Source organism: Flavobacterium sp. WC2409, from assembly GCF_041200085.1.
In the GTDB taxonomy this organism is placed as follows: Bacteria; Bacteroidota; Bacteroidia; order Flavobacteriales; family Flavobacteriaceae; genus Flavobacterium.
Genome location: NZ_CP165625.1, coordinates 534,640 through 555,689 on the forward strand (window position 1 = coordinate 534,640; position 21,050 = coordinate 555,689).

Below are 21,050 nucleotides of genomic sequence, written 5' to 3' on the forward strand. Positions count from 1 at the left end.
CTCTATCGATGTTGATCCATTAGAATAACATTACCATCTGGATCCGATATCATAAAACTTGCAGGTCCCGAAGTTGTATCATCTATTTTTCCTTCTATTTTTATCTTTTTACTTAGGAGTTGTTTTTGAATTTCTCGGATATCATCAAAATTTTCAATGTTTTTACCGTTTTCATCCCATCCAGGATTGAAAGTTAAAATGTTGCTTTCAAACATACCTTGAAACAGTCCAATGATTGAATTCTCATTTTTCATTATCAGATAATTTTGGTCTAAATCCCCCGCTAAAACGGTAAAACCGAGACTTTCGTAAAACCTTTTGGACACTTTAATGTCTTTGACACTAAGGCTCACAGAAAACGCACCTAATTTCATATTTTCTCCTTTTAGTTTGTTACAATTTTTGTTCACTTCCTTTTTTTTTTCTTGGATTGTTTGTTCACATTTATGAATGAATGAAAACAATAACCAAGTCCAATAGAGCTTGCAAGTACTAAAATACAAAAAAATGTTCTTTTATTTACTTGTCGTTGCTAGGACAGAGTATAATTCTGCGCATAGTTATATGTAGAATGGGGCGGTTGGGTTAAATTTTAATGAACCTAAGTGATTTTTAAAGTTCATTTATTTCAATAACAATTGTTTTTGTCCAAATATCACTTAAACTTTGGTGTTTATTTGTGTTTTTTATAATTATTTATTCCAATTAAGCCAAAGGGAAACTTATCAAATGGATCCAATAAATGTCTTTTTAAAGATTGACTGAAGGTGAGTTTACCTCATAATTTATCGATAGCACTACTTTGCATGAAGGATAGGAGCGGCATCTCCCGATTTAGAAAAACAAGGCTTTTTTTGGCCGTAGTTTTTCTTATCGGGAATACAGCGGATAGCCTGACCGGAGCTTTGGCGCAGGGCATGCCCAAATGATTTTATTACAAAAATCACTTTAGAAACGACTTTTATCGTTGATTTCCCAAATCTTAATTAAATTTTTGAATTATCTAATTCTCTAGTTTTCAAATTAACCTATCTTTGCCCGCCGAACAATCGGTAGAAAAACGGTATTATGAAGTTTGATTTATTAAAAAAAGACCCGCAGTCGAAAGCTAGAGCGGGAAGTATTACTACAGATCACGGCGTTATTGAAACGCCAATTTTTATGCCTGTTGGGACTGTTGCCTCGGTAAAAGGGGTGCACCAAAGGGAATTAAAAGAAGATATAAACCCAGATATTATCTTGGGAAACACCTACCATTTATACTTGCGTCCGCAAACGGAAATCCTAGAAAAAGCAGGTGGATTACATAAATTCATGAACTGGGACCGTAATATTTTGACGGATTCAGGTGGATATCAAGTCTATTCTTTGTCTTCTAATCGTAAGATTAAGGAAGAAGGAGTGAAGTTTAAGTCGCATATTGACGGTTCATACCATGTGTTTACACCAGAGAATGTAATGGAGATTCAGCGTACCATAGGTGCTGATATTATCATGGCTTTTGATGAATGTACACCATATCCTTGTGACTATAATTATGCAAAGCGCTCTATGAAAATGACACACCGTTGGTTAGACCGATGTGTGAATCATTTGGAGAAAGTGCCTATGAAATACGGTTACGATCAAGCATTTTTCCCTATTGTTCAAGGAAGTTGTTACAAAGACTTGCGTCAACAATCGGCAGAATATATTGCAAATTCAAACCAAGTAGGAAATGCTATAGGTGGACTTTCAGTAGGGGAACCGGCTGAGGAAATGTATGCGATGACCGAAATAGTTTGTGAAATTTTACCCGAAGATAAACCCCGTTACTTAATGGGTGTGGGAACTCCAATTAATATTTTGGAAAACATTGCACTGGGAATCGACATGTTTGACTGCGTAATGCCAACGCGTAACGCTAGAAACGGAATGTTGTTTACGGCAAATGGTTCTATCAATATCAAAAATAAAAAATGGGAAGCCGATTTTTCACCAATTGATGAAATGGGACATACTTTTGTTGATACAGAATATACGAAAGCCTACTTACGTCACCTGTTTGCTGCTAATGAATACCTAGGAAAACAAATTGCTACGATTCATAATCTTGGATTTTATATGTGGTTGGTTCGTGAGGCTAGAAAACATATCTTAGCAGGGGATTTTAGACCATGGAAAGAGATGATGGTGAAAAATATGAACCAGAGATTGTAAAAATATGGTGATTGGTTTATTCGGTTATTTGTTTAATCGTATAAAGAGCACATTTTTTTTAAAACAAATAAACGATTAAGCGATTACACTTTTATGCTAACAATAATAGACAAATACATTCTGAAAAGATACTTAGCCACTTTTTCGGCTATGTTGTTGATGTTTGTACCTATCGGGATTATTATTGACGTTTCGGAGAAAATCAATTTCATGATTGAGAATAAGATTCCCTTTCTTGATATTGCAGTTTACTATTACAATTTTACAATCTATTTTGCCAATAATTTATTCCCTATATTTCTGTTTTTGTCCATTATTTGGTTTACTTCCAAGTTGGCTAACAATACAGAAATTATTGCCATACTAAGTTCGGGGATTTCTTTCACCCGATTTTTAAGGCCCTTTATTATTGGGGCTACAATTGTCTCTTTAGTTGTTTTATTCTTGGGTTTTTCTATTGTTCCTGCTGCCAATGAAGGCTTTAATAATTTTAGGTATACCTACCTTAGAACGGGCGGAAAAGAGCAAATGCGAGGAGACAATACGGATGTATATAGACAAATTAATGACAAGGAGTTTTTGTATGTTAATAGTTTCAATACCGCATCAAAAGTGGCTTTTAATTTTGCGTTAGAAAAATTCGAAAAAGAAAAATTGGTTTCTAAAATTACGGCTAGCCGAATAAAATGGAATCCCAAAGATAAAACCTACACGATGTATGATTATACAAAGAGGACTGTAGGAGAATTAGGGGATAAAATTGAAAAACAACCAGAAAAGAAGGCGAAATTCAGTTTTGAGCTGGATGACCTAACACCTGTTATTTATATTGCTGAAACCTTGCGTATAGATAAGCTAAATAGTTTTATTGATAAAGAAAGAAAAAGAGGATCATCCAATATAAATATATATATGGTGGTATTTTATAAAAAGTTCAGCGTTCCTATATCAGCATTTATTTTGACCATTATTGCGGTTTCAGTTTCTTCCATGAAACGTCGAGGTGGAATGGGGATGAACTTAACTATAGGAATTTCAATTGCTTTTTCTTTTGTGTTTTTTGATAAGATATTTGGAGTACTAGCAGAGAAGTCTACTTTCTCTCCTTTCTTGGCGGTTTGGTTTCCTAATATTGTTTTCGGAATTTTAGCTATATTTTTATTACGCAATGCAAAACGATAAATTTAAAAGTTATTTAAATCTTCATTTAATCGTTTTTATCTGGGGTTTTACGGCTATTTTGGGGGCTTTAATAACCATCACTGCTGATGCTATCGTTTGGTACCGCATGTTAATGGCAGGAGTGTTTTTAGCATTGTTTATTGTTTTCAAGAAAAAATCATTCAAAATACCAACAACTGCTTTTCTTAAACTTGTTTTTGTAGGACTCTTGATTGCACTACATTGGGTCACTTTTTTTCATGCTATCCATGTTTCTAATGTTTCCATAACACTATCTGTTTTTTCATTAGGAGCTTTTTTTGCCTCTCTATTAGAACCTCTTTTTTATGGTAGGAAAGTATTGTGGTACGAAGTTTTATTCGGACTCATAATCATTGCGGGACTTGGCATGATTATGAAAGTAGAGGTTAATTATTTTGAAGGGATGATTTTTGCACTTATTTCCATTTTACTAGGAGTACTGTTTACTTTAATGAATGGAAAATTAATTCATAAACACGATCCATCAGTTATTTCTTTCTACGAATTTATGGCTGGTGTTTTCTTTATTTCTATTTACTTTATTTATGAAAATAAATTCTCAACAGACTTCTTTATACTAACAACTCATAATTGGATGCTTATTTTACTTCTGGCTTCCATTTGTACGGCTTATGCTTTTACAGCTTCGGTGAAAGTGATGGAAAAGCTAAGCCCTTATACGGTGATGCTTACTACCAATCTAGAGCCCGTTTATGGAATTGTTTTAGCCTATTTTATTATTGGTGGAAAAGAGAAAATGAGTACTTCTTTTTATATAGGAGCTGTGATAATTATATTGACAGTAATCCTGAACGGTATTATTAAACACAGGAAGAAAGAGATTGTATAATTGCCATATAATCATTATGTTGGTTAGAATTAATCTTTTTTTTCAGTTAATACCTTCAGCTTGTAATTAGCTTTTTTTTAACAGCCCCAAACAAATTAAATGTGATACCTTTGCAAAGTTTTACTAATTAAAAAACAAGGAATGCAAAAACACCTGCGATTAAACGAATACAAAGTCTTATTTTTTAGACTGTCTCTTGCTTATCTTTTTTACTTCATTGCGCGAGTTTTATTTTACGTTTATAATGCCGATTTATTACGAGTAGAATCCTTTTCTGACTTTATTTCCTTGTGTTATTATGGACTGTCATTTGATACGACAGCGATCTTATATGTCAATTTACTTTTTATAGTTGTATCGATTATTCCGGTATTTAAAAACACTAATAATGGATACCAAAGGTTTTTGTTTTATCTTTATTTTGGAACCAACTTGCTGGCTTATTCAACTAATTTCGTAGATTTTATTTACTATAAATTTACTTATGCGCGCTCTACAACTGCTGCTTTAAGTGTATTAGAGCACGAAACGAATAAGGCTACTTTGTTTTCTAATTTTTTATTGGAGTATTGGCATGTGTGGTTATTATTCATTTTATGTGCTGCATTATGGGTTTATTTGTATAAAAAAGTAACCGTACTTGCTTTTAAACCTACGAAATACATTCCTTATTTTAGTTTCTCCACCGTTGCCTTTTTATTGATTGTTCTTTTTGTAATTGGGGGAATTCGTGGTGGTGACTTTAAAAAATCAACCCGCCCAATCAATCTTTTAGATGCCAGTCGTCATGTCAAAAACATTGTACATTCAGATATTGTTTTAAATACACCTTTTGCTATTTTCAGGACTTTGTTTACTAATGGATTTGCTAAAACGCATTACCAAGGAGTTACAGAGAAAGTAATTCTAGAAGAAGTAAAACCGATCAAAGAGTATCATAATAATCCAAAAACAAAACCGAATGTGGTTGTTTTTATATTGGAAAGTTATGGGAGAGAATATATAGGAGCATTTAATAAAAACACAAATATTCCTAATTATAAAAGTCATGCGCCATTCCTAGACTCGTTGTCTCAACACAGTATGATTTATACCAATGCCTACGCAAACGGAAGGCAATCCATTCACGGAATGTCATCGGTTTTGGCTGGGATACCTTCGTTTAAAGATGCGTTTACGTCTTCCCCTTATCCAAAGCAAAAAATAGAATCACTCGTTTCTGTTTTGAAAGGAGAAGGATATGATACTTCATTTTTTCATGGGGCTGCCAATGGTTCTATGGGATTTTTAGGTTTCAGTAACATTCTAGGTATCGATCATTATTATGGAAGAACAGAGTTCAACGACGATTCTCAATTTGATGGTTTTTGGGGAATTTGGGACGAACCTTTCTTACAGTATATGAAGAATACGTTGGACCAAAAGAAAACTCCTTTTTTCGCCTCCGTTTTTACAGTTAGTTCACATGAACCTTATATTATTCCTGAAAAATACAAAGACCGTTTTCATGAAGGAGGAGTGCCCATTCATAAATGTGCAGAATATACTGATTTTGCCTTGAAACGTTTTTTTACGGAAGCCAAAAAACAACCTTGGTTTTCCAATACGATTTTTGTTTTGGTCGCGGATCATTGCAACCAGATTTTTTATGATGAATACCATAAACCTATTAATCGTTATGCTGTCCCAATAATCATTTACAAACCAGGAAGTGATTTAGTAGGTGTAGATACTGATTTAGCGCAACAAATCGATATTTATCCGACTATAATTGATATGATTGGCTATGATAAACCATTTAGGAGTTGGGGTAGGAGTTTATTAGATAAAAAATCAAGTGCTCCTTTTGTATTAAATTCTACGGGCAGTATTTATCAATTTTCAAGAGGGAATTACATCTGTACTTTTGACGGGAAAAACGCACTAGGGTTTTATGATAAGGACGATAAAGCATTGAAACATAATTTAATTAAAAATAGAAATGCAGAGATGGATGATATTGAATTGAATTGTAAAGCTTTTATTCAAGATTATATGAATAGAGTAATTGATAAAAATTTATATTCAAAGTAACTTCTGTTTTTTTTAATTGAATCTAATAGTATTGATTGTCAACGATTAATGATTCGAAATTAAAATTTAGCAGATAATTAAACCCAAGTTTAATACCGAATTTCCTTTTTTTTGAATTAGTATTTAAGAGTTTTTAGGACTTAATTCAAAAATAAAAGGGTGCAAACGATTTAATATTTTATATTTGCAGTTCGAATAAAAAACAAAAACGCACAAATCCTATGGAATATTTAGATTTTGAGCTTCCAATAAAAGAACTAGAAGATCAGTTAGAAAAGTGTCAAGTTATTGGTCAAGAATCAGATGTTGATGTTACAACCACATGTAAGCAAATCAGCAAGAAATTGATAGAAACCAAAAAGAATATTTATAAAAACTTAACTGCTTGGCAACGTGTACAGTTATCAAGGCACCCAAGTAGACCTTATACTTTAGATCATATCAAAGCACTTTGTGGTGATACATTTTTAGAGCTTCACGGGGATAGAGGTTTTGCTGATGATAAAGCGATGATTGGTGGTTTAGGAAAAATTGGAGGACAATCTTTTATGATAGTTGGTCAACAAAAAGGGTACAATACAAAAACACGTCAATATAGAAATTTTGGGATGGCAAATCCTGAAGGCTATCGCAAAGCATTGCGATTGATGAAAATGGCGGAAAAGTTTGGTATACCTGTTTTAACGCTTATTGATACTCCGGGTGCTTATCCAGGACTAGAAGCGGAAGAACGTGGACAAGGAGAAGCTATTGCTAGAAACATTTTTGAAATGGTTCGTCTTAAAGTGCCTATTGTTACCATTATTGTTGGAGAAGGTGCTTCAGGTGGTGCATTAGGAATCGGAGTTGGAGACCGTGTTTATATGTTGGAAAACACATGGTATTCTGTTATTTCTCCAGAATCGTGCTCTTCTATTTTATGGAAAAGTTGGGAGTACAAAGAACAAGCTGCTGAAGCTTTGAAATTGACTTCTTCTGATATGAAAAGACAAAAATTGATTGATGACATTATTCCAGAACCATTAGGAGGAGCTCATTATGATAGAGAGACTACATTTAAAACTGTAGAAGAATATATCTTAAAAGGATATAATGAGTTGAAAGACTTATCAACAGAAAAGTTAATCGCTCAGAGAATGGACAAATACAGTAAAATGGGTGAATATAAAGAGTAAAATCTTACAAATTACTATTTAATCCGAAGCCCTACAGTTTCGGATTTTTTTTTGGTTATAAACAAAAATGAGTTAGTTATGAACATTTATTTGTAATAACTCTACTGCAATATTTTTTAAAATTACGTTACTTTCGCTACATGGAAAACTTCAAAAACATAAACCCAATTAAGGTTGATAAAACAACAATTATTAGCCTGGAGAAAGGAAAATTGCCCCCACAAGTTTTAGAACTAGAAGAGGCTGTACTTGGAGCGATGATGATTGATAAAAAAGGAGTTGATGATGTAATTGATATTTTACAGCCTGATGCTTTTTATAAAGAGGCCCACAAGCATATTTTTGAGGCTATTGTTCAACTATTTACAGATACGCAACCAATTGACTTGTTGACCGTTTCTGCTCAATTAAAGAAAAACGCAAAGTTAGATTTAGCTGGTGGTGATTTTTACCTAATTCAGCTTACGCAAAAGATTTCCTCATCAGCACATATTGAATTTCACTCTAGAATTATTCTTCAAAAGTTTATTCAGCGAAGTTTGATTCGTATTTCATCGGAAATTATCGAGGATTCGTATGATGACTCAGCGGATGTTTTTGATTTGTTAGATAAAGCCGAATCTAAATTATACGAAGTAACGCAAGGAAATATTAAACGAAGCTCTGAAACAGCACAAAGTTTAGTATTACAAGCTAAAAAGCGTATTGAAGAAATCGCTGGACAGGAAGGATTGAGTGGTGTGGCAACTGGTTTTGAAAAACTGGATAAAATTACATCAGGATGGCAACCTAGTGATTTAATTATTATTGCGGCCAGACCTGCAATGGGAAAAACAGCTTTCGTATTATCGATGGCTAGAAACATGGCAATTGATTATGGAATGCCAGTGGCGTTGTTCTCTCTTGAGATGGCGTCAGTTCAGTTAATTACTCGTTTAATTTCCTCAGAGACTGGTTTGTCATCAGAAAAATTACGTACTGGTAAATTAGAAAAACACGAATGGGAACAGCTAAGTACTAAGGTTAAAAACTTAGAAAAAGCCCCTTTATTTATTGATGATACGCCATCGCTTTCTATTTTTGATTTAAGAGCAAAGGCAAGACGTTTGGTTTCACAACATGGAATCCGAATTATAATTGTCGATTATTTGCAGTTAATGACTGCTGGAGGAAATGGTAAAGGTGGTGGAAACCGTGAACAAGAAATCTCAACAATTTCCCGAAACTTAAAAGCACTAGCAAAAGAATTAAATGTGCCGGTAATAGCACTATCTCAGTTATCACGTGCTGTAGAGACGCGTGGATCTAGTAAAAGACCACTGCTTTCTGACCTTCGTGAATCGGGAGCGATTGAGCAAGATGCGGATATCGTTTCGTTTTTATATCGCCCTGAATATTATAAAATTGATGAATGGGATGATGATGAAGCTTCACCAACGGCTGGTCAAGCAGAAATAATGATAGCAAAACACCGTAATGGTAGTATTGAAAACGTTCGTTTGAAGTTTATAGGACACTTAGGTAAGTTTGATAATCTAGAAGACCACAGCGGTAGTTATGATGATCTTCCTTCGTCAATGAATCAAGAAGATAATCCTTTTATAACTAAAAACCTTCCTTCGGCACATGAAGCTTTTGGTAGTAATTTGAATGATGACGATGATGATAGTGATATGCCATTTTAGCAAAACAAGAAAGCCTTTATTGGGCTTTTTTTATTTCTAGTATAATAAAAAGCCCTAATTTTAATGTTGAAATTAAAAAGCTAGTATTTTCGTTTTTATAGTATTTTAATATTGAATTGTTTTTTTAGAACATAAAAATTATTCATTTTTGGTACTAATTTAAAGCCAGTTACTGGAATTTATGAAGATAGAATAACTATTGGAGTAGCTAGTGCATTAGCAATGGAGAGTATCTATGACTTCTCTTCAGCTTGTGATTGTAAAAGTCCAATGTATACATAATTTAAATGCTGACAACTTTAGTTAATATAGGGAATATACTTTTATTTTTAAATTTAGTTTTATTTGTAAAATGCTTTTCGGGACAAGGAAAACCATTTACAATTTTCACTTTTTATTTAGCGCTTATGTTTTTAATACAAATGAGCTCTAGTATGATGTCTAGATTTGGAATTAATAATCTTTATTTATCTCATTTTTATTTTATTGGACAATTTTTTGTGTTAGGCCTTTTTTATGGCACAATTTTTAAAACTAAAAAACTAAAAAAAGATACATTAGCAATTGGAATAATTGGTTTGGCTATTATTGGAGTTGAATATATTTTTGATCCTAGTCAGTTTTTTAAATTTAATATTTTCGAAATTTTTATAACTTCACTATTAGTTATGATATTTGCAGTTATACATTTGTATAATATGCTCTCTGAAAAAAAAGAGTTTTATTATATTAATTGGGGAATAATTATTTATCTATTTGGTAGCACCATACTATTTATCACAGGAAATTTAATTGTTACTTTAAACCGTGAGTACACTAAATTGCCATGGATATTAAATGCTTTTTTGTATATAATTTACCAATTGTTTATTACATATGAATGGTATAGCAATTTTTCTAAAAGAACAGTTCAGTAAAAAACAAAAAACTTCCCTCAGTAAATGAATTATTTCTAGTAAATAAAAATGCGACAGCGATAATCAAAACACCTTTTTTTTGTAAAACGATAAAACTTAATTTATTTTTTTTCGCAATAAAAAGTACTATTTTTTATGTTAAAATTGTAAAAAATAGTACTTTAGCTCTATAGTATTTTACTATAGAGTATTCGTTTTTATTAATTAAAAAAATAAAGATTAAATGGCAAAGGAAACTATATTAGAAAAATTATCAGAAAAAGTGGGTGTTACAATTAATGCGATTCCATTAAAAACAGCTCAAAAATGGGCAAAACGCTGGACCCAAAGGGAAGGTAAATACAATAAGCATCATGAATTAAACGCTTTTTTAATTCCTGCTGTTGATTTAAAAGAATTGTTGAATGAAGGTGGTACACATGTTAGAGCTTATATTGGTGTTCAAAAAGTGAAGCCTGAACAAGAAGGGGAGCAACCTACTTATGTTGAAAAATTAATGTTTGTAGGAACAGAATATAATCCAGAAACTGGTATTTATGAAGATCTGATCACTACTCCAGGACCTGATGGAAATCTTCAATCTGCTCCAGATGACATATATGATTTTACAAAGCCGTGCCCTCCTTATGATGATCCTAAGAGCCCTTTAGCAGTCTAATTATGGGATATATTTGGGATTTATTGGCTAATATGGGTTGTCTTTTTTTATTTGTAAACTTGCTTTTATTTAGTTTAAAGTTTAGAGGTAACGGCAAGGCTTATAAAATATTTACTGTTTATCTTTTAGTTGTTTTAGCAGTTCAATTGCCTTCTTTCTTTTTAAAAAGTTTACATATTAATAATCTTTTTTTATCTCATTTTTATTTTTTAGGACAATTTATATTTTTAGGCCTGTTTTATAAATCCCTTTTTACAAATCTCTTACAAAAGAAAATTATAAATATCGGTTTTGTATGTTGCTTTATTATTTTAGGAATTCAATATAGTTTAGATACTAGTTTAGTGTTTAAATTTAATTTATTCGAAATATTTTTGACATCATTCTTATTGATTATCTATAGCGTGTTTCATTTTTATAATATGCTAAGCGATAAAAAGGAGTTTTATTATATCAATATTGGAATTATGCTCTATTTATTTGGAAGTACAATACTATTTTTTGTAGGGAATCTTACTGCTTTAATGAGTGCTGAAATGAGTAAAATAACTTGGGTTACTAATGCTCTTTTATATGTTGTTTATCAGTTGTTTATTGTATTCGAGTGGTATAAAAGTTTTTCAAAAAAAACAATTCAATTAGGAAAATGAAAACAAGTCCAGTTTATGAGAAGGAAATAGTTTCGATTATTTTATATACCTCTATTTTTTTTATCATTTTAGCTTTAGTGTTAATTTTGTTTTTCTATTATTCTAGAAAGAAGATTATTCAAAAGGAAATAGAGAAGAAGGATTTAGAAATTCAGCACCAACGAGATCAATTACGTGCTGTAATTATAACTCAAGAGGAAGAACGGAAACGGATAGCTCAAGATTTGCATGATGATATTAGCTCGAAGCTTAATATTGTTTCTTTAAATAGTCATTTGTTAAAAACCCCAAATTTAACAGTAGATGAATCAGAAGAGATTACGGCTAATATTATAAATCTTACAGCCAAAGCTCTAGAGAATACAAGAAGGATTGCTCATGATTTATTACCACCAGTTTTAGATAAGTTTGGTCTGCATGCTGGTATTGAAGAATTATGTTCTGAGTTCAATAGTAGTAAGCATGTTCAGGTTAATTATGTTAACGAGGTATTGTTTGACATGAGTGATAATGATAAGCATCTTCATGTTTTTAGAATATTACAAGAGTTGATGAATAATTCTTTGCGCCATGGAAAAGCTACAATTATAGATATCTTATTTGAAGAAAAGAATGGGAAAATAATTTGTTGCTATTCGGATAATGGTTTAGGATTTGAAATGAAAGACAAGAAAAATCAAAGCGGACTTGGGATGAAAAACATTCAAAGTAGAATTGATTTTTTAAATGGTACTATTATAATTGATTCAGCTATTAATAAGGGAGTCAAAGTAGTTGTAAATTTTTAAATTATGAATAGAAATATTAAACTAATTTTAGTTGATGATGAAGTTTTATTCAGAAAAGGAATTTCTTTTTTATTGGATAGAGAAGAAAATATAAAAGTGATTCATGAAGCATCAAATGGAATGGAACTTTTATCTTTTTTAGAGAATTCTAAGATTCATCCTGACATCATTATAATGGATTTAAAAATGCCTTTATTAAATGGAGTAGAAGCGACTAAAGTAATTCATAAAGAATATCCGAAAATTAAAATAATTGCTTTATCCAGTTACCGTTCTAAATCATTTGTTGCTAATCTAATGCATGTGGGAGCAGTATCTTATTTAATAAAGAATACTACTCCAAAAGAATTATTGAAGACCATTCATGAAGTCAACATCAAAGGGTTTTATTATGATGATTATGTGATGAAAGTAATCAAAGACATTGCGTTAAGTGATAGTATTACTAATAAAGAATTAAAGTCTAATTATTTAACAAGTCGTGAAGTTGAAGTACTACAACTGATATGTGAACAAAAAACTACTTCAGAAATAGCCGAATTACTTTTTATTAGTCCAAGAACTGTTGATGGACATCGTAACAATTTATTGCTTAAAACAGAATCTAAAAATATAGCTGGTTTAGTTTTTTTTGCGATTCAAAATAAAATAGTTTTATTGTATGATTGAGTAAGAATCTATTTAAAATTTAAGCATTTAGATATTTTATCGCCAAAATAAAATATAAGATAATAGTCATTACTAATAAACACAAACCTCCTTTTTTTAAAAAGAATAATGCTCTATATTGCTTATTGTTCTTATAATCTTCCATTTGCCCTTTTTTTATTATTAAATATATCCAAATTTATTAATAATGTTTTATCCATTTATGCGTATTAATACCCGTTTTGTAATTGAAATATTTATTGATAAAAATGGGTACTAGAATCTTTAAATAAAATACCTTTATACTCTATTCAATATTTTCATAATGATTTCTAAAAAAGTTTTATTTATCCTATTTTTTCTACTTTCATTTGCTTCAAAAGCCTCCTTTATTTTGTTGCCAATGGACGAAAATACGCAACAGAATCATCTTAAAGCGTATGGAGTCACTTTTTGGTGTTTAGAAAAAAGCTACAAAGCGAGTTGGTTACTTAATTATCGTGGCGGATCTTTTTTATTACCGGATGCATCAGAGATCCGAAAAGAATGTCAGATTCGAGGAGTAAGTTTTGAAATATTAACGGATACAGAGGAAGCCAGAATTTTGGATGAAATCTCAAGTCCATCGCAAAATATGGAAACCGTAATTCTTGAAAAAGTCCCAAGAATTGCAGTTTATACACCCAAAGGGAAGCAGCCTTGGGATGATGCCGTTACACTTGTTTTGACGTATGCCGAAATTCCATTTACCCCTATTTATGATGAAGAAGTTTTAAATGATCAATTAGTATTATATGATTGGTTGCATTTGCATCATGAAGATTTCACTGGACAATTCGGCAAATTTTTTGGGGCTTATAGAAATGCACCTTGGTATATTGAACAAAAAAAAGAAGCTGAAGATTTAGCTTCCAAGTTAGGATATGCAAAAGTATCTCAAGAAAAAGGAGCTGTAGCCAAAAAAATTAGAGACTTTGTAATAGGTGGCGGATTCATGTTTGCCATGTGTTCCGCAACAGATAGTTTTGATATTGCTTTGGCAGCAGATGGAGTAGATATTTGTGAGCCCATGTTTGACGGTGATGATAGTGAAGCCAATTATCAAGCTAAAATGAATTACGATAATTCTTTTGCATTCAAAGATTTTATATTAGAGAGAAAACCAGATAAATATGAATTTTCCGATATTGACATGACTGAAAAAAGGAGAGTTCCTATGGAAAAGGATTATTTTACATTAATGGAGTTTTCCGCTAAATGGGACCCAATTCCCACAATGTTATGCCAAAATCATACACAGTTAGTAAAAGGATTTATGGGGCAAACAACCTCTTTTGATTCTGACCTTATAAAATCGAATGTTTTAAAAATGGGTGTATGCGAATTGAATGGAGAAGCAAGGTATATTCATGGCGAAAAAGGAAAAGGAATGTTTACCTTTTATGGAGGTCATGATCCTGAAGATTTTCAACATCGAGTAGGTGATGCACCAACAGTTTTAGATTTACACATGAATTCTCCTGGGTATCGACTGATTTTAAATAATGTATTATTTCCAGCAGCAAGAAAGAAAAAACAAAAGACATAATACTAGACCTTTCCTATATAAACTACAATTTTATTTCACGAATGAACTATCCAAAAATACTACAAGAAATCCAACAGAATTTATTGGAATATCCAACGATTGGGAATGTTACTACTACAATACCTGAGCTAGCTAAGGTAAATCCAAATAAATTTGGCATCCATCTCACAACAATTGATGGAGAAGATTTTGGTATTGGAGACAGTGAAGAGCAATTTTCTATTCAAAGTATATCAAAAGCACTTACTGTTGCATTAGCTTTTTCTTTTTTGGACGAAAAAATTTGGAAAAGAGTGGGTGTAGAACCGTCAGGAACTGCTTTTAATTCTTTAATTCAATTAGAATATGAAAAAGGAATTCCAAGAAATCCATTTATAAATTCGGGTGCAATTGTAATTGCTGATATGTTGGTATCCTGTTTAAAAAATCCTAAAGATGACTTTTTGAGTTTTATTCGAATGATTTCTGGAAGTCCATCGATTAATTATAATTTTGCTGTAGCACAGTCCGAAAAGGATACGCGCTTTAGAAATGCAGCTTTGGCTAATTTTTTAAAATCATTTGGTAATATTGATAATGATGTTGATGAAGTTTTAGATTTTTATTTCCATCAATGCTCCATAGAGATGACTTGTAAAGAGCTGGCTCATTCTTTTTTCTTTTTTGCCAATGAAGGGAAAACAAAGGATGGAAAACAAATTTTAACAAAAAGCCAAGTAAAACGTCTGAATGCTTTAATGCAAACTTGTGGTTTTTATGATGAGTCAGGTGAGTTTACCTATAAAGTGGGATTGCCTGGCAAGAGTGGAATAGGTGGAGGAATTGTAGCTTTATTTCCTAAGGTATTTGTAGTGGCTACTTGGTCACCAAAATTGAATAAAAAAGGAAATTCTGAATTAGGGATGCATGCATTAGAGTCTTTGACTACTAAAACAGGTATGTCTGTATTTTAATAGAATCAATTTAAAGAGAATTGAAACCAAATTGGAATGTGATCTGAAATTTTTCTAGCTTCTTTTAATGAGTTAAAATTTTTATAAAAAAGGAGTACTCCAGAATTTATAAAGTTGATTTTGGATGTTTTGTAATACATATTGTCAAACTCCGAGGCAAGACATTTGCTGTTTTTACATTCTTTTTTTAACGATGTTTTTTGATTGATAAAAATACTTTTATAACCCATTATTTTCAAAGGATTAAAAACAGAATGAGATTGTGGGCAATTAAAATCTCCTGCAAATATTAAATTTAAATTGGGATATTCTTCAGGTATAAATTTAAAATGTTTAATCTCTCTTTCAGGCTGCTTACTTTTTGTTATGGCATGAAAATTTACTACTGTGAATTGCTTATTACTATATTCAAACGTACAATAATAGGGTTCTCTATCAATCTCAAGTTGGTATTTTTTCTCAAGCCATGCTCTTCCAATTTTTTTAAGTGTGCTTGTTTTCCATATGTAAGCGTATCGTTCTGTTTTATAAGCACTGCTGCTAGTGGGATCACTAATTACATAATCCCATTTAGCCCCTTTGCGATTAAGAACATCAACTAATTGAGCAACGGCTTGAGCTCCACCATAGCCAGCGACTACTTCTTGAATGGCTATAATATCATAATCTTGAACGGTTTGTGCCATAAAGGCAATTTCAGAAGTGGATTTTGATTTCCCTAAATTTTCAATATTCCAGGAAACTAGCTTGGTTTGTGAATAGAGTAAAGAACAAAAAAAAAGAAGGAATACCAATACGATATTTTTCATTTGTAAAAAGGGAAAATAGGGTTTAAATATAGTGCAACTTACTGAAATTTTTTATAAATAGTTAGAAACAGCTCGGTTTTAATCCATTTTAAGTTTGTATTTGAATCCTTCAATATCTGTTGCTATTATTTTTTTTCGGTTTAATATCTCAAATACTATTTCTGTTTCATGTCCTTTATTGTCAATTAAAATTCCAATACCATTTTCACCTTCTACAGTGATATGACCTTGAACATTATTTCCATCTTCATCTGTACCGCAAACATGATCTTTATATTTTAAGGGAATAGAAATTAGGTTCTTTTTTATTTTTTTATTTTCCGAATCACTTTTTTTGATAACTATTTGCTTGTCATTTTGGTCTTTTATTTTTTGTTCGCATCCGCCAATAGTTATTGATAAGCATATGATTAGTAGTCGAAATGTTTCAATTTTGGAAATCATGGTGGTATTTTTTTGTAAAATTAATTTATAAAAAAATCGATTCCTTACGGGAAACCTCATTTTGGATTTTTTTTTAAACTTTAACAAACAATTTTCACCAGTTTCATTTTTATTTGAATAAATCGTTCTACCTGTTTTGTAGTTAATGCACTTTGGATTTGTGCTTTGTACAGTTTTTCAGCGATAATTTCAGATTTGATTTTCATATAAGGATATATTGATAAAGAAATAGTATTCCCTGTCAATGACTTCTTATAATGCTTGATGTATTTTTTAGTGTAATTATTATAATCTTCTAGGTATTTGTCCCATTCACTGTTTTTTGGAGGTTTGCTCTTTTTTATTGTGAAATCTATTAAAAAAGGAGTGTCTTTGTTTTCCATTTTTGACTGAATGCTTTAAATTAATTTAATTCAAAACTACAACCTGTAAAAGTCTCTTCCTTGAGGGAAACCGTAAAGTAGAAAGAAAAATAATTTAGTTTATACGAGGCCTAAATCTTTAGCAATGGCAATGAGGTGTACATTGTTATTGGCTTTGAAGTATATTTTTAATTTATTGATTCTCTTCTCAATACTGCTGGAACCATTTGGGGAAATGCTAGCTGCTTTAAATTCAATACCTATTTCATCGAGAGTTTGTCCTTTGGATAAAAATTTCAATAAATAAATATCATATGCCTCAATTTCTATTAAAGATTTATCTCTTAAAGCATATGATAATTCAGATGATATGATTTTTTCTTCATTTTGGTAAATACTACGAATGGCTTTTTGGAGTTCGGGTATACTGTTTCGTCCTTTTGATATATACGCATTAATTCCCAAGTCATTAAATAATGATTTTATGCGGTATGTTTTGTCTTCAATTGAAAACACGATTGTTTTAATTTCTGGCTGAATCTTCTTAACGGCTTCTATAAGTTCATCTCCAGAATTTAATATATTTTCTCTATGATCAATTTTAAACGATAAATCACTTATTAATAAATCGTATGGGAGATCGTCATGTAATGCTTTTTTTATTTTCAATAAAGCATCATCACAATATTTTGCATGGTGAATTTCAGAAATCGAAAGTTCTTCCAAAGCTTGTACAATGGCGATACTGATACTATCTAAATCTTCAGCAATTAAAATTTTTTTGAACATAGTTTCATTATTTATATTGGAAAAGTAATCTTTACTTTGAATCCTTTTTCGGATTTAGTGTCAAAAGTAATTGTTCCTTTGATAGCTAGAATACGGTTTTCCACATTGTGGAGTCCATTTTTTATATTTATTTTTTCAAAATTGGCTCCAATACCATTATCAGTGTAATCAAAATAGATAATATTTTTATTTATTTTAAAGGAGAGAACCACTAAGCTGCTTTTACTATGTTTTTTCATGTTAACTAAGAGTTCCTGTATTACACGATAAACCGTTATTTTTTTAGTGTTTTCTATAGATGACCAGTTGATGGATTCTAATTCATTTATTAAAATAGTTGTTGTGTATGAGTTATAACCTGACATCATCTCTTTTAAATTAGGTATGAAATGAATTCCAGTTTCTATAGTACTATTTTCTTTAGAAATATTTCGAGTTCTAGAATATATAGTATCTAAGTTGTTGAGTAAGGTTTCTTTGTTGTTTGGCAAAACAAGGTCTTGCGTTTCGGCAAATGCCATTGTTTGAAATACATCATTGGCTAGTTCGTCATGTAATTTTTTTGATATTCTAGTTTCGGTATTGTATGTTGCCTCAATTTGTATGCGTTTATTTCTATTTCGAAAGTAAGTTACGATAAAGAATATCCCTATTAGTAAAAGGCTAATTCCAAAATAAGAAAGGTATTTTTGATTTTTTTCTCTTTCAAGGTGTAAATCAGATTCAGCTTTTTGTGCAATAAGACTAAGATTTTCAGCTCTATTTTTATCAGTATCAAATTTAATTTTCACAAATTGATTTTTTGCATTATTACGAACTTTAATAATACTATCATTTAAAGCTATAAAGTCAACTGCTAATTGGTTTGATTTTTCATCAAAATTTGTGGTAATTAAAAAAGAAAGCGATTTTAGTCTAGAATCGATATTGTGAATCTTTCTCGAAGTATGATACGCATTTAGAGCATATTCATTTGCTATTTGTGGTTGGTTTTTTTGATAATATTCTGCAAGATGTAAATTGCTTCCTATTATTCCATAAAAATCATTGTTCTTTTTTCTAATGGATAAAGCTTCTAACATCATAGGCAACCCTTTTTGAATTTGATTTTCTTTAAAATAGGAAAAGCCTAAATTGTCTACTATTTTAGCTTTTCTAATTTCATTGCTTTTAAGAATTTTTAATTGTAATAAAGGTTCTAGTAATTGTATGGATTTAGTATATTTCTTTTGATCTATATAAATGTTGGCTTTATTATTAATCAATATAATTTGAGCTATAGTATCTGTCGTGCTCGTTTTAGCTTTATCATAATAATATATTGCATCTTCATAATTGGAGAGTTCTTTTGAAGAGATACCAAGTAAGTTATAGGTTGCAGATTCATATAATGACCCTTTTTGTATAAATGGTAATGCTTCAATTAGGTTTTTTTCGCTTCCCATATAGTCACTTAAAACTTGCTGCATTGTTGCCATCTGAATCAAATTAAAAGCAATTTTCGAACTGTCTTTTTCTAATTCGTAATTAATTTTGGATCGGTTGTAGTAATAGTAAGCACTATCAAAAACCTGTTTTGAATTAAAATCTTCAGCTTTGTCTAATAGCGCTCTTGCAAAAATGCTATTACTTTTTTTTGTTTTTTCTGTTTTAGGATTTTTTTTGTTTTTTGAAATATTATCACAAGAATAGATAAAAAAGAGAAGTAGTAAAATAAAAATCGGGGAACGCAACATAATTGAAAGTTTCCCCGAAATTAGTAATTAATACTTAATTATTTTTATTATTTATTAAGGTTTAATTGGAATTACATCATCACCTGGACCATCGGCAAATATTTTTTGTTCAGAGGCATTAAGTGTTTTAACACTATCTTTCGCTCTTAAATCGTCTTTTTCTATGGCATCCGTTGTGCATGATATTGTTATCATACTCATAAATGTTAACACGGCTATAAGGACTGTTTTTTTCATAACTTTTAATTAAAATTTGACATAGGAATGGCTGTATGATATTTAAAATCATATTTTGTATTCGACCAATCATGTCATTTGGATTGATTGTTTAGCTCTTGTGGGAAGTGAAGTGTAGCGTAACAGTATAATCTTATTTATACTTCCCGAATAAACGAGCGATACTGTTTAGCGACACTTTTAAAAACTAGTTTTGTACATTTGTTTTAATTGCAGGTTAAAACAAGAACTAATTCTGAAGCAAAGAAATGCTGTCTTTGGTGGTCTGTTGGCAAAGAATTCCGATGATTCCAATAATTCCGAAGGTTTCTATCGCCTTCTGTTTAATTCCGATAAATGCTTATGAAGAAAATTACTTTTGAAGAATATAAAAGTGCTATTAAAGCACATTACAAAGTATCAAAATTGGAGGACGTTTCGGGGATTTTATTAAATCCTACACCTGCTCAATTGCGAAACTTGTGTTTAATGAAATTTGAAAATGGCTTGACTAGTGCTGATGAAAATATATTTAGTTTATTCTTCCATGTAAAAGAAGGACAAGACTTAAGAAAAGCGATAGATAATTTTGATATTGGAAAATTCAAACCTATAATTTCATTTTTGAAAGCCGAGAAAGATTCGGATAATTCATCTAGGATTGAATTAGCAGCCATACTAGTTGATTTTTGCCCAAGGCCTTATAATAAGTATTTAAACTTGCAAAGTAGTAGTGAGGTAATTAAGCAAGGGGGTGCAACATTAGTTGAAAAGAAAAAGCTAGTTGCAGCTGGTTTTGGAATTGGTAAGGGATTAAGTAAGGAGAGTGGAGTAGTAGTGAATGGAAGCGTAAGAAAGAAAGTTACTATTTTTGTTGCAGTATTCTTATCGTTGTTTTTTATGGGGTATACTATAAAAGGAGTTTTTTTTCCAAATAAGGAGTGTATGCAGTGGATTGAAAATCATTATGAACCAGTGAGGTGTTCTGATGATAAATTAGGAATTGTTCATTCGGAAATAATTGTTCCCATTGATGACAAAGTGATAGGTTTAGTGAAGTTAAATTCAAGTGGGGGGCATGAATTTTTTAAGAATGAAAAAGTGCTGATTTGGTATTATAAAAGAAATGGAGTTATTGAACTTTTTAATGGTCCTGGATTCCATCCAGAGACGGGAAAGTCTTTAAAACCGATTACAAATTATATTATTAAAAAATACAGTTTAAAATAAACTAAAAGTTGTAGGAATATTTATTTAGACTTTTTATGAAAAATACAAGGAGCGGGTGGCTTGCAGTTCATTTTATA

The 21,050-nt window shown here is 31.1% G+C and carries 21 protein-coding genes; 14 read left to right on the forward strand and 7 right to left on the reverse strand.

What is annotated here, in order from left to right:
- Nucleotides 1–2: 2 nt before the first annotated feature.
- Nucleotides 3–374, reverse strand: coding sequence for a VOC family protein (locus AB3G34_RS02435; protein WP_369753352.1), 372 nt, complete (start codon nt 372–374; stop codon nt 3–5).
- A gap of 694 nt (nt 375–1,068) precedes the next feature.
- Here AB3G34_RS02435 and tgt point away from each other — a divergent pair.
- The 13 genes from tgt (at nt 1,069) to AB3G34_RS02500 (ending at nt 15,387) form a co-directional block, all read left to right on the forward strand.
- Nucleotides 1,069–2,199 carry a tRNA guanosine(34) transglycosylase Tgt gene (gene tgt / locus AB3G34_RS02440; protein ID WP_369753353.1) on the forward strand — a complete coding sequence of 377 codons (1,131 nt, stop codon included), beginning with the start codon at nt 1,069–1,071 and terminating at the stop codon, nt 2,197–2,199.
- Nucleotides 2,200–2,292: 93 nt separating this feature from the next.
- Entirely contained in the window at nt 2,293–3,381 is a 1,089-nt protein-coding gene (locus AB3G34_RS02445) for an LptF/LptG family permease (protein ID WP_367757808.1), read from the forward strand.
- Nucleotides 3,368–4,252, forward strand: a complete 885-nt coding sequence (locus AB3G34_RS02450; protein WP_367757810.1) for a DMT family transporter — start codon at nt 3,368–3,370, stop codon at nt 4,250–4,252. The genes AB3G34_RS02445 and AB3G34_RS02450 overlap by 14 nt, the downstream gene beginning before the upstream one ends.
- A gap of 141 nt (nt 4,253–4,393) precedes the next feature.
- Entirely contained in the window at nt 4,394–6,325 is a 1,932-nt protein-coding gene (locus tag AB3G34_RS02455) for an LTA synthase family protein (protein ID WP_367768167.1), read from the forward strand.
- 221 nt (nt 6,326–6,546) lie between these two features.
- Nucleotides 6,547–7,500, forward strand: coding sequence for an acetyl-CoA carboxylase carboxyltransferase subunit alpha (locus AB3G34_RS02460; RefSeq protein WP_367768170.1), 954 nt, complete (start codon nt 6,547–6,549; stop codon nt 7,498–7,500).
- Between the two features lie 140 nt (nt 7,501–7,640).
- Complete coding sequence (gene dnaB, locus AB3G34_RS02465; RefSeq protein ID WP_367757819.1) at nt 7,641–9,185, forward strand: replicative DNA helicase; 1,545 nt, start codon at nt 7,641–7,643, stop codon at nt 9,183–9,185.
- A 407-nt stretch (nt 9,186–9,592) separates the two neighbouring features.
- A complete protein-coding gene (locus AB3G34_RS02470; protein WP_367757821.1) occupies nt 9,593–10,102 on the forward strand; it encodes a hypothetical protein in 510 nt (169 codons plus the stop codon).
- Nucleotides 10,103–10,325: 223 nt separating this feature from the next.
- Nucleotides 10,326–10,760, forward strand: coding sequence for a hypothetical protein (locus tag AB3G34_RS02475; protein WP_367757824.1), 435 nt, complete (start codon nt 10,326–10,328; stop codon nt 10,758–10,760).
- A gap of 2 nt (nt 10,761–10,762) precedes the next feature.
- Nucleotides 10,763–11,410 carry a hypothetical protein gene (locus AB3G34_RS02480; protein ID WP_369753354.1) on the forward strand — a complete coding sequence of 216 codons (648 nt, stop codon included), beginning with the start codon at nt 10,763–10,765 and terminating at the stop codon, nt 11,408–11,410.
- The gene (locus AB3G34_RS02485; protein ID WP_369753355.1) at nt 11,407–12,198 is read left to right on the forward strand and encodes a sensor histidine kinase; all 792 of its coding nucleotides are present in this window, start codon (nt 11,407–11,409) and stop codon (nt 12,196–12,198) included. Before AB3G34_RS02480 ends, AB3G34_RS02485 begins: the two co-directional genes overlap by 4 nt.
- 3 nt (nt 12,199–12,201) lie before the next feature.
- Nucleotides 12,202–12,867 (forward strand): response regulator, encoded by a 666-nt coding sequence (locus AB3G34_RS02490; RefSeq protein WP_369753356.1) that lies wholly within the window; start codon nt 12,202–12,204, stop codon nt 12,865–12,867.
- A 304-nt stretch (nt 12,868–13,171) separates the two neighbouring features.
- On the forward strand, nt 13,172–14,434 hold the full coding sequence (locus AB3G34_RS02495) for an asparagine synthetase B (protein ID WP_369753357.1): 1,263 nt from the start codon (nt 13,172–13,174) through the stop codon (nt 14,432–14,434).
- Nucleotides 14,435–14,475: 41 nt separating this feature from the next.
- The gene (locus AB3G34_RS02500) at nt 14,476–15,387 is read left to right on the forward strand and encodes a glutaminase (RefSeq protein ID WP_369753358.1); all 912 of its coding nucleotides are present in this window, start codon (nt 14,476–14,478) and stop codon (nt 15,385–15,387) included.
- Nucleotides 15,388–15,392: 5 nt separating this feature from the next.
- Here the strand turns inward: AB3G34_RS02500 and AB3G34_RS02505 are convergent, their stop codons facing one another.
- The 6 genes from AB3G34_RS02505 to AB3G34_RS02530 all read right to left on the reverse strand — a co-directional run bounded on the left by AB3G34_RS02505 (nt 15,393) and on the right by AB3G34_RS02530 (nt 19,722).
- Nucleotides 15,393–16,196 carry an endonuclease/exonuclease/phosphatase family protein gene (locus tag AB3G34_RS02505; RefSeq protein ID WP_369753359.1) on the reverse strand — a complete coding sequence of 268 codons (804 nt, stop codon included), beginning with the start codon at nt 16,194–16,196 and terminating at the stop codon, nt 15,393–15,395.
- Between the two features lie 78 nt (nt 16,197–16,274).
- Nucleotides 16,275–16,640, reverse strand: coding sequence for a hypothetical protein (locus AB3G34_RS02510; RefSeq protein ID WP_367768190.1), 366 nt, complete (start codon nt 16,638–16,640; stop codon nt 16,275–16,277).
- A gap of 80 nt (nt 16,641–16,720) precedes the next feature.
- The gene (locus AB3G34_RS02515) at nt 16,721–17,023 is read right to left on the reverse strand and encodes a hypothetical protein (RefSeq protein ID WP_367768193.1); all 303 of its coding nucleotides are present in this window, start codon (nt 17,021–17,023) and stop codon (nt 16,721–16,723) included.
- A 99-nt stretch (nt 17,024–17,122) separates the two neighbouring features.
- Nucleotides 17,123–17,791: a response regulator transcription factor gene (locus tag AB3G34_RS02520; RefSeq protein ID WP_367757845.1), complete on the reverse strand. Its 669-nt coding sequence runs from the start codon at nt 17,789–17,791 to the stop codon at nt 17,123–17,125.
- Nucleotides 17,792–17,802: 11 nt separating this feature from the next.
- Nucleotides 17,803–19,527 carry a hypothetical protein gene (locus tag AB3G34_RS02525; RefSeq protein ID WP_367768196.1) on the reverse strand — a complete coding sequence of 575 codons (1,725 nt, stop codon included), beginning with the start codon at nt 19,525–19,527 and terminating at the stop codon, nt 17,803–17,805.
- 54 nt (nt 19,528–19,581) lie between these two features.
- Nucleotides 19,582–19,722 (reverse strand): hypothetical protein, encoded by a 141-nt coding sequence (locus AB3G34_RS02530; protein WP_367768199.1) that lies wholly within the window; start codon nt 19,720–19,722, stop codon nt 19,582–19,584.
- Nucleotides 19,723–20,106: 384 nt separating this feature from the next.
- Here AB3G34_RS02530 and AB3G34_RS02535 point away from each other — a divergent pair, with 384 nt between their 5' ends.
- Nucleotides 20,107–20,973: a hypothetical protein gene (locus AB3G34_RS02535; RefSeq protein WP_369753360.1), complete on the forward strand. Its 867-nt coding sequence runs from the start codon at nt 20,107–20,109 to the stop codon at nt 20,971–20,973.
- Nucleotides 20,974–21,050: the final 77 nt, after the last annotated feature.

Excerpts from the sequence above, each read along its gene's own strand:
- AB3G34_RS02435 (WP_369753352.1), bottom strand. The coding sequence starts at position 374 with ATGAAATTAGGTGCGTTTTCTGTGAGCCTTAGTGTCAAAGACATTAAA.
- tgt (WP_369753353.1), top strand. The coding sequence starts at position 1,069 with ATGAAGTTTGATTTATTAAAAAAAGACCCGCAGTCGAAAGCTAGAGCG.
- AB3G34_RS02445 (WP_367757808.1), top strand. The coding sequence starts at position 2,293 with ATGCTAACAATAATAGACAAATACATTCTGAAAAGATACTTAGCCACT.
- AB3G34_RS02450 (WP_367757810.1), top strand. The coding sequence starts at position 3,368 with ATGCAAAACGATAAATTTAAAAGTTATTTAAATCTTCATTTAATCGTT.
- AB3G34_RS02455 (WP_367768167.1), top strand. The coding sequence starts at position 4,394 with ATGCAAAAACACCTGCGATTAAACGAATACAAAGTCTTATTTTTTAGA.
- AB3G34_RS02460 (WP_367768170.1), top strand. The coding sequence starts at position 6,547 with ATGGAATATTTAGATTTTGAGCTTCCAATAAAAGAACTAGAAGATCAG.
- dnaB (WP_367757819.1), top strand. The coding sequence starts at position 7,641 with ATGGAAAACTTCAAAAACATAAACCCAATTAAGGTTGATAAAACAACA.
- AB3G34_RS02470 (WP_367757821.1), top strand. The coding sequence starts at position 9,593 with ATGTTTTTAATACAAATGAGCTCTAGTATGATGTCTAGATTTGGAATT.
- AB3G34_RS02475 (WP_367757824.1), top strand. The coding sequence starts at position 10,326 with ATGGCAAAGGAAACTATATTAGAAAAATTATCAGAAAAAGTGGGTGTT.
- AB3G34_RS02480 (WP_369753354.1), top strand. The coding sequence starts at position 10,763 with ATGGGATATATTTGGGATTTATTGGCTAATATGGGTTGTCTTTTTTTA.
- AB3G34_RS02485 (WP_369753355.1), top strand. The coding sequence starts at position 11,407 with ATGAAAACAAGTCCAGTTTATGAGAAGGAAATAGTTTCGATTATTTTA.
- AB3G34_RS02490 (WP_369753356.1), top strand. The coding sequence starts at position 12,202 with ATGAATAGAAATATTAAACTAATTTTAGTTGATGATGAAGTTTTATTC.
- AB3G34_RS02495 (WP_369753357.1), top strand. The coding sequence starts at position 13,172 with ATGATTTCTAAAAAAGTTTTATTTATCCTATTTTTTCTACTTTCATTT.
- AB3G34_RS02500 (WP_369753358.1), top strand. The coding sequence starts at position 14,476 with ATGAACTATCCAAAAATACTACAAGAAATCCAACAGAATTTATTGGAA.
- AB3G34_RS02505 (WP_369753359.1), bottom strand. The coding sequence starts at position 16,196 with ATGAAAAATATCGTATTGGTATTCCTTCTTTTTTTTTGTTCTTTACTC.
- AB3G34_RS02510 (WP_367768190.1), bottom strand. The coding sequence starts at position 16,640 with ATGATTTCCAAAATTGAAACATTTCGACTACTAATCATATGCTTATCA.
- AB3G34_RS02515 (WP_367768193.1), bottom strand. The coding sequence starts at position 17,023 with ATGGAAAACAAAGACACTCCTTTTTTAATAGATTTCACAATAAAAAAG.
- AB3G34_RS02520 (WP_367757845.1), bottom strand. The coding sequence starts at position 17,791 with ATGTTCAAAAAAATTTTAATTGCTGAAGATTTAGATAGTATCAGTATC.
- AB3G34_RS02525 (WP_367768196.1), bottom strand. The coding sequence starts at position 19,527 with ATGTTGCGTTCCCCGATTTTTATTTTACTACTTCTCTTTTTTATCTAT.
- AB3G34_RS02530 (WP_367768199.1), bottom strand. The coding sequence starts at position 19,722 with ATGATAACAATATCATGCACAACGGATGCCATAGAAAAAGACGATTTA.
- AB3G34_RS02535 (WP_369753360.1), top strand. The coding sequence starts at position 20,107 with ATGAAGAAAATTACTTTTGAAGAATATAAAAGTGCTATTAAAGCACAT.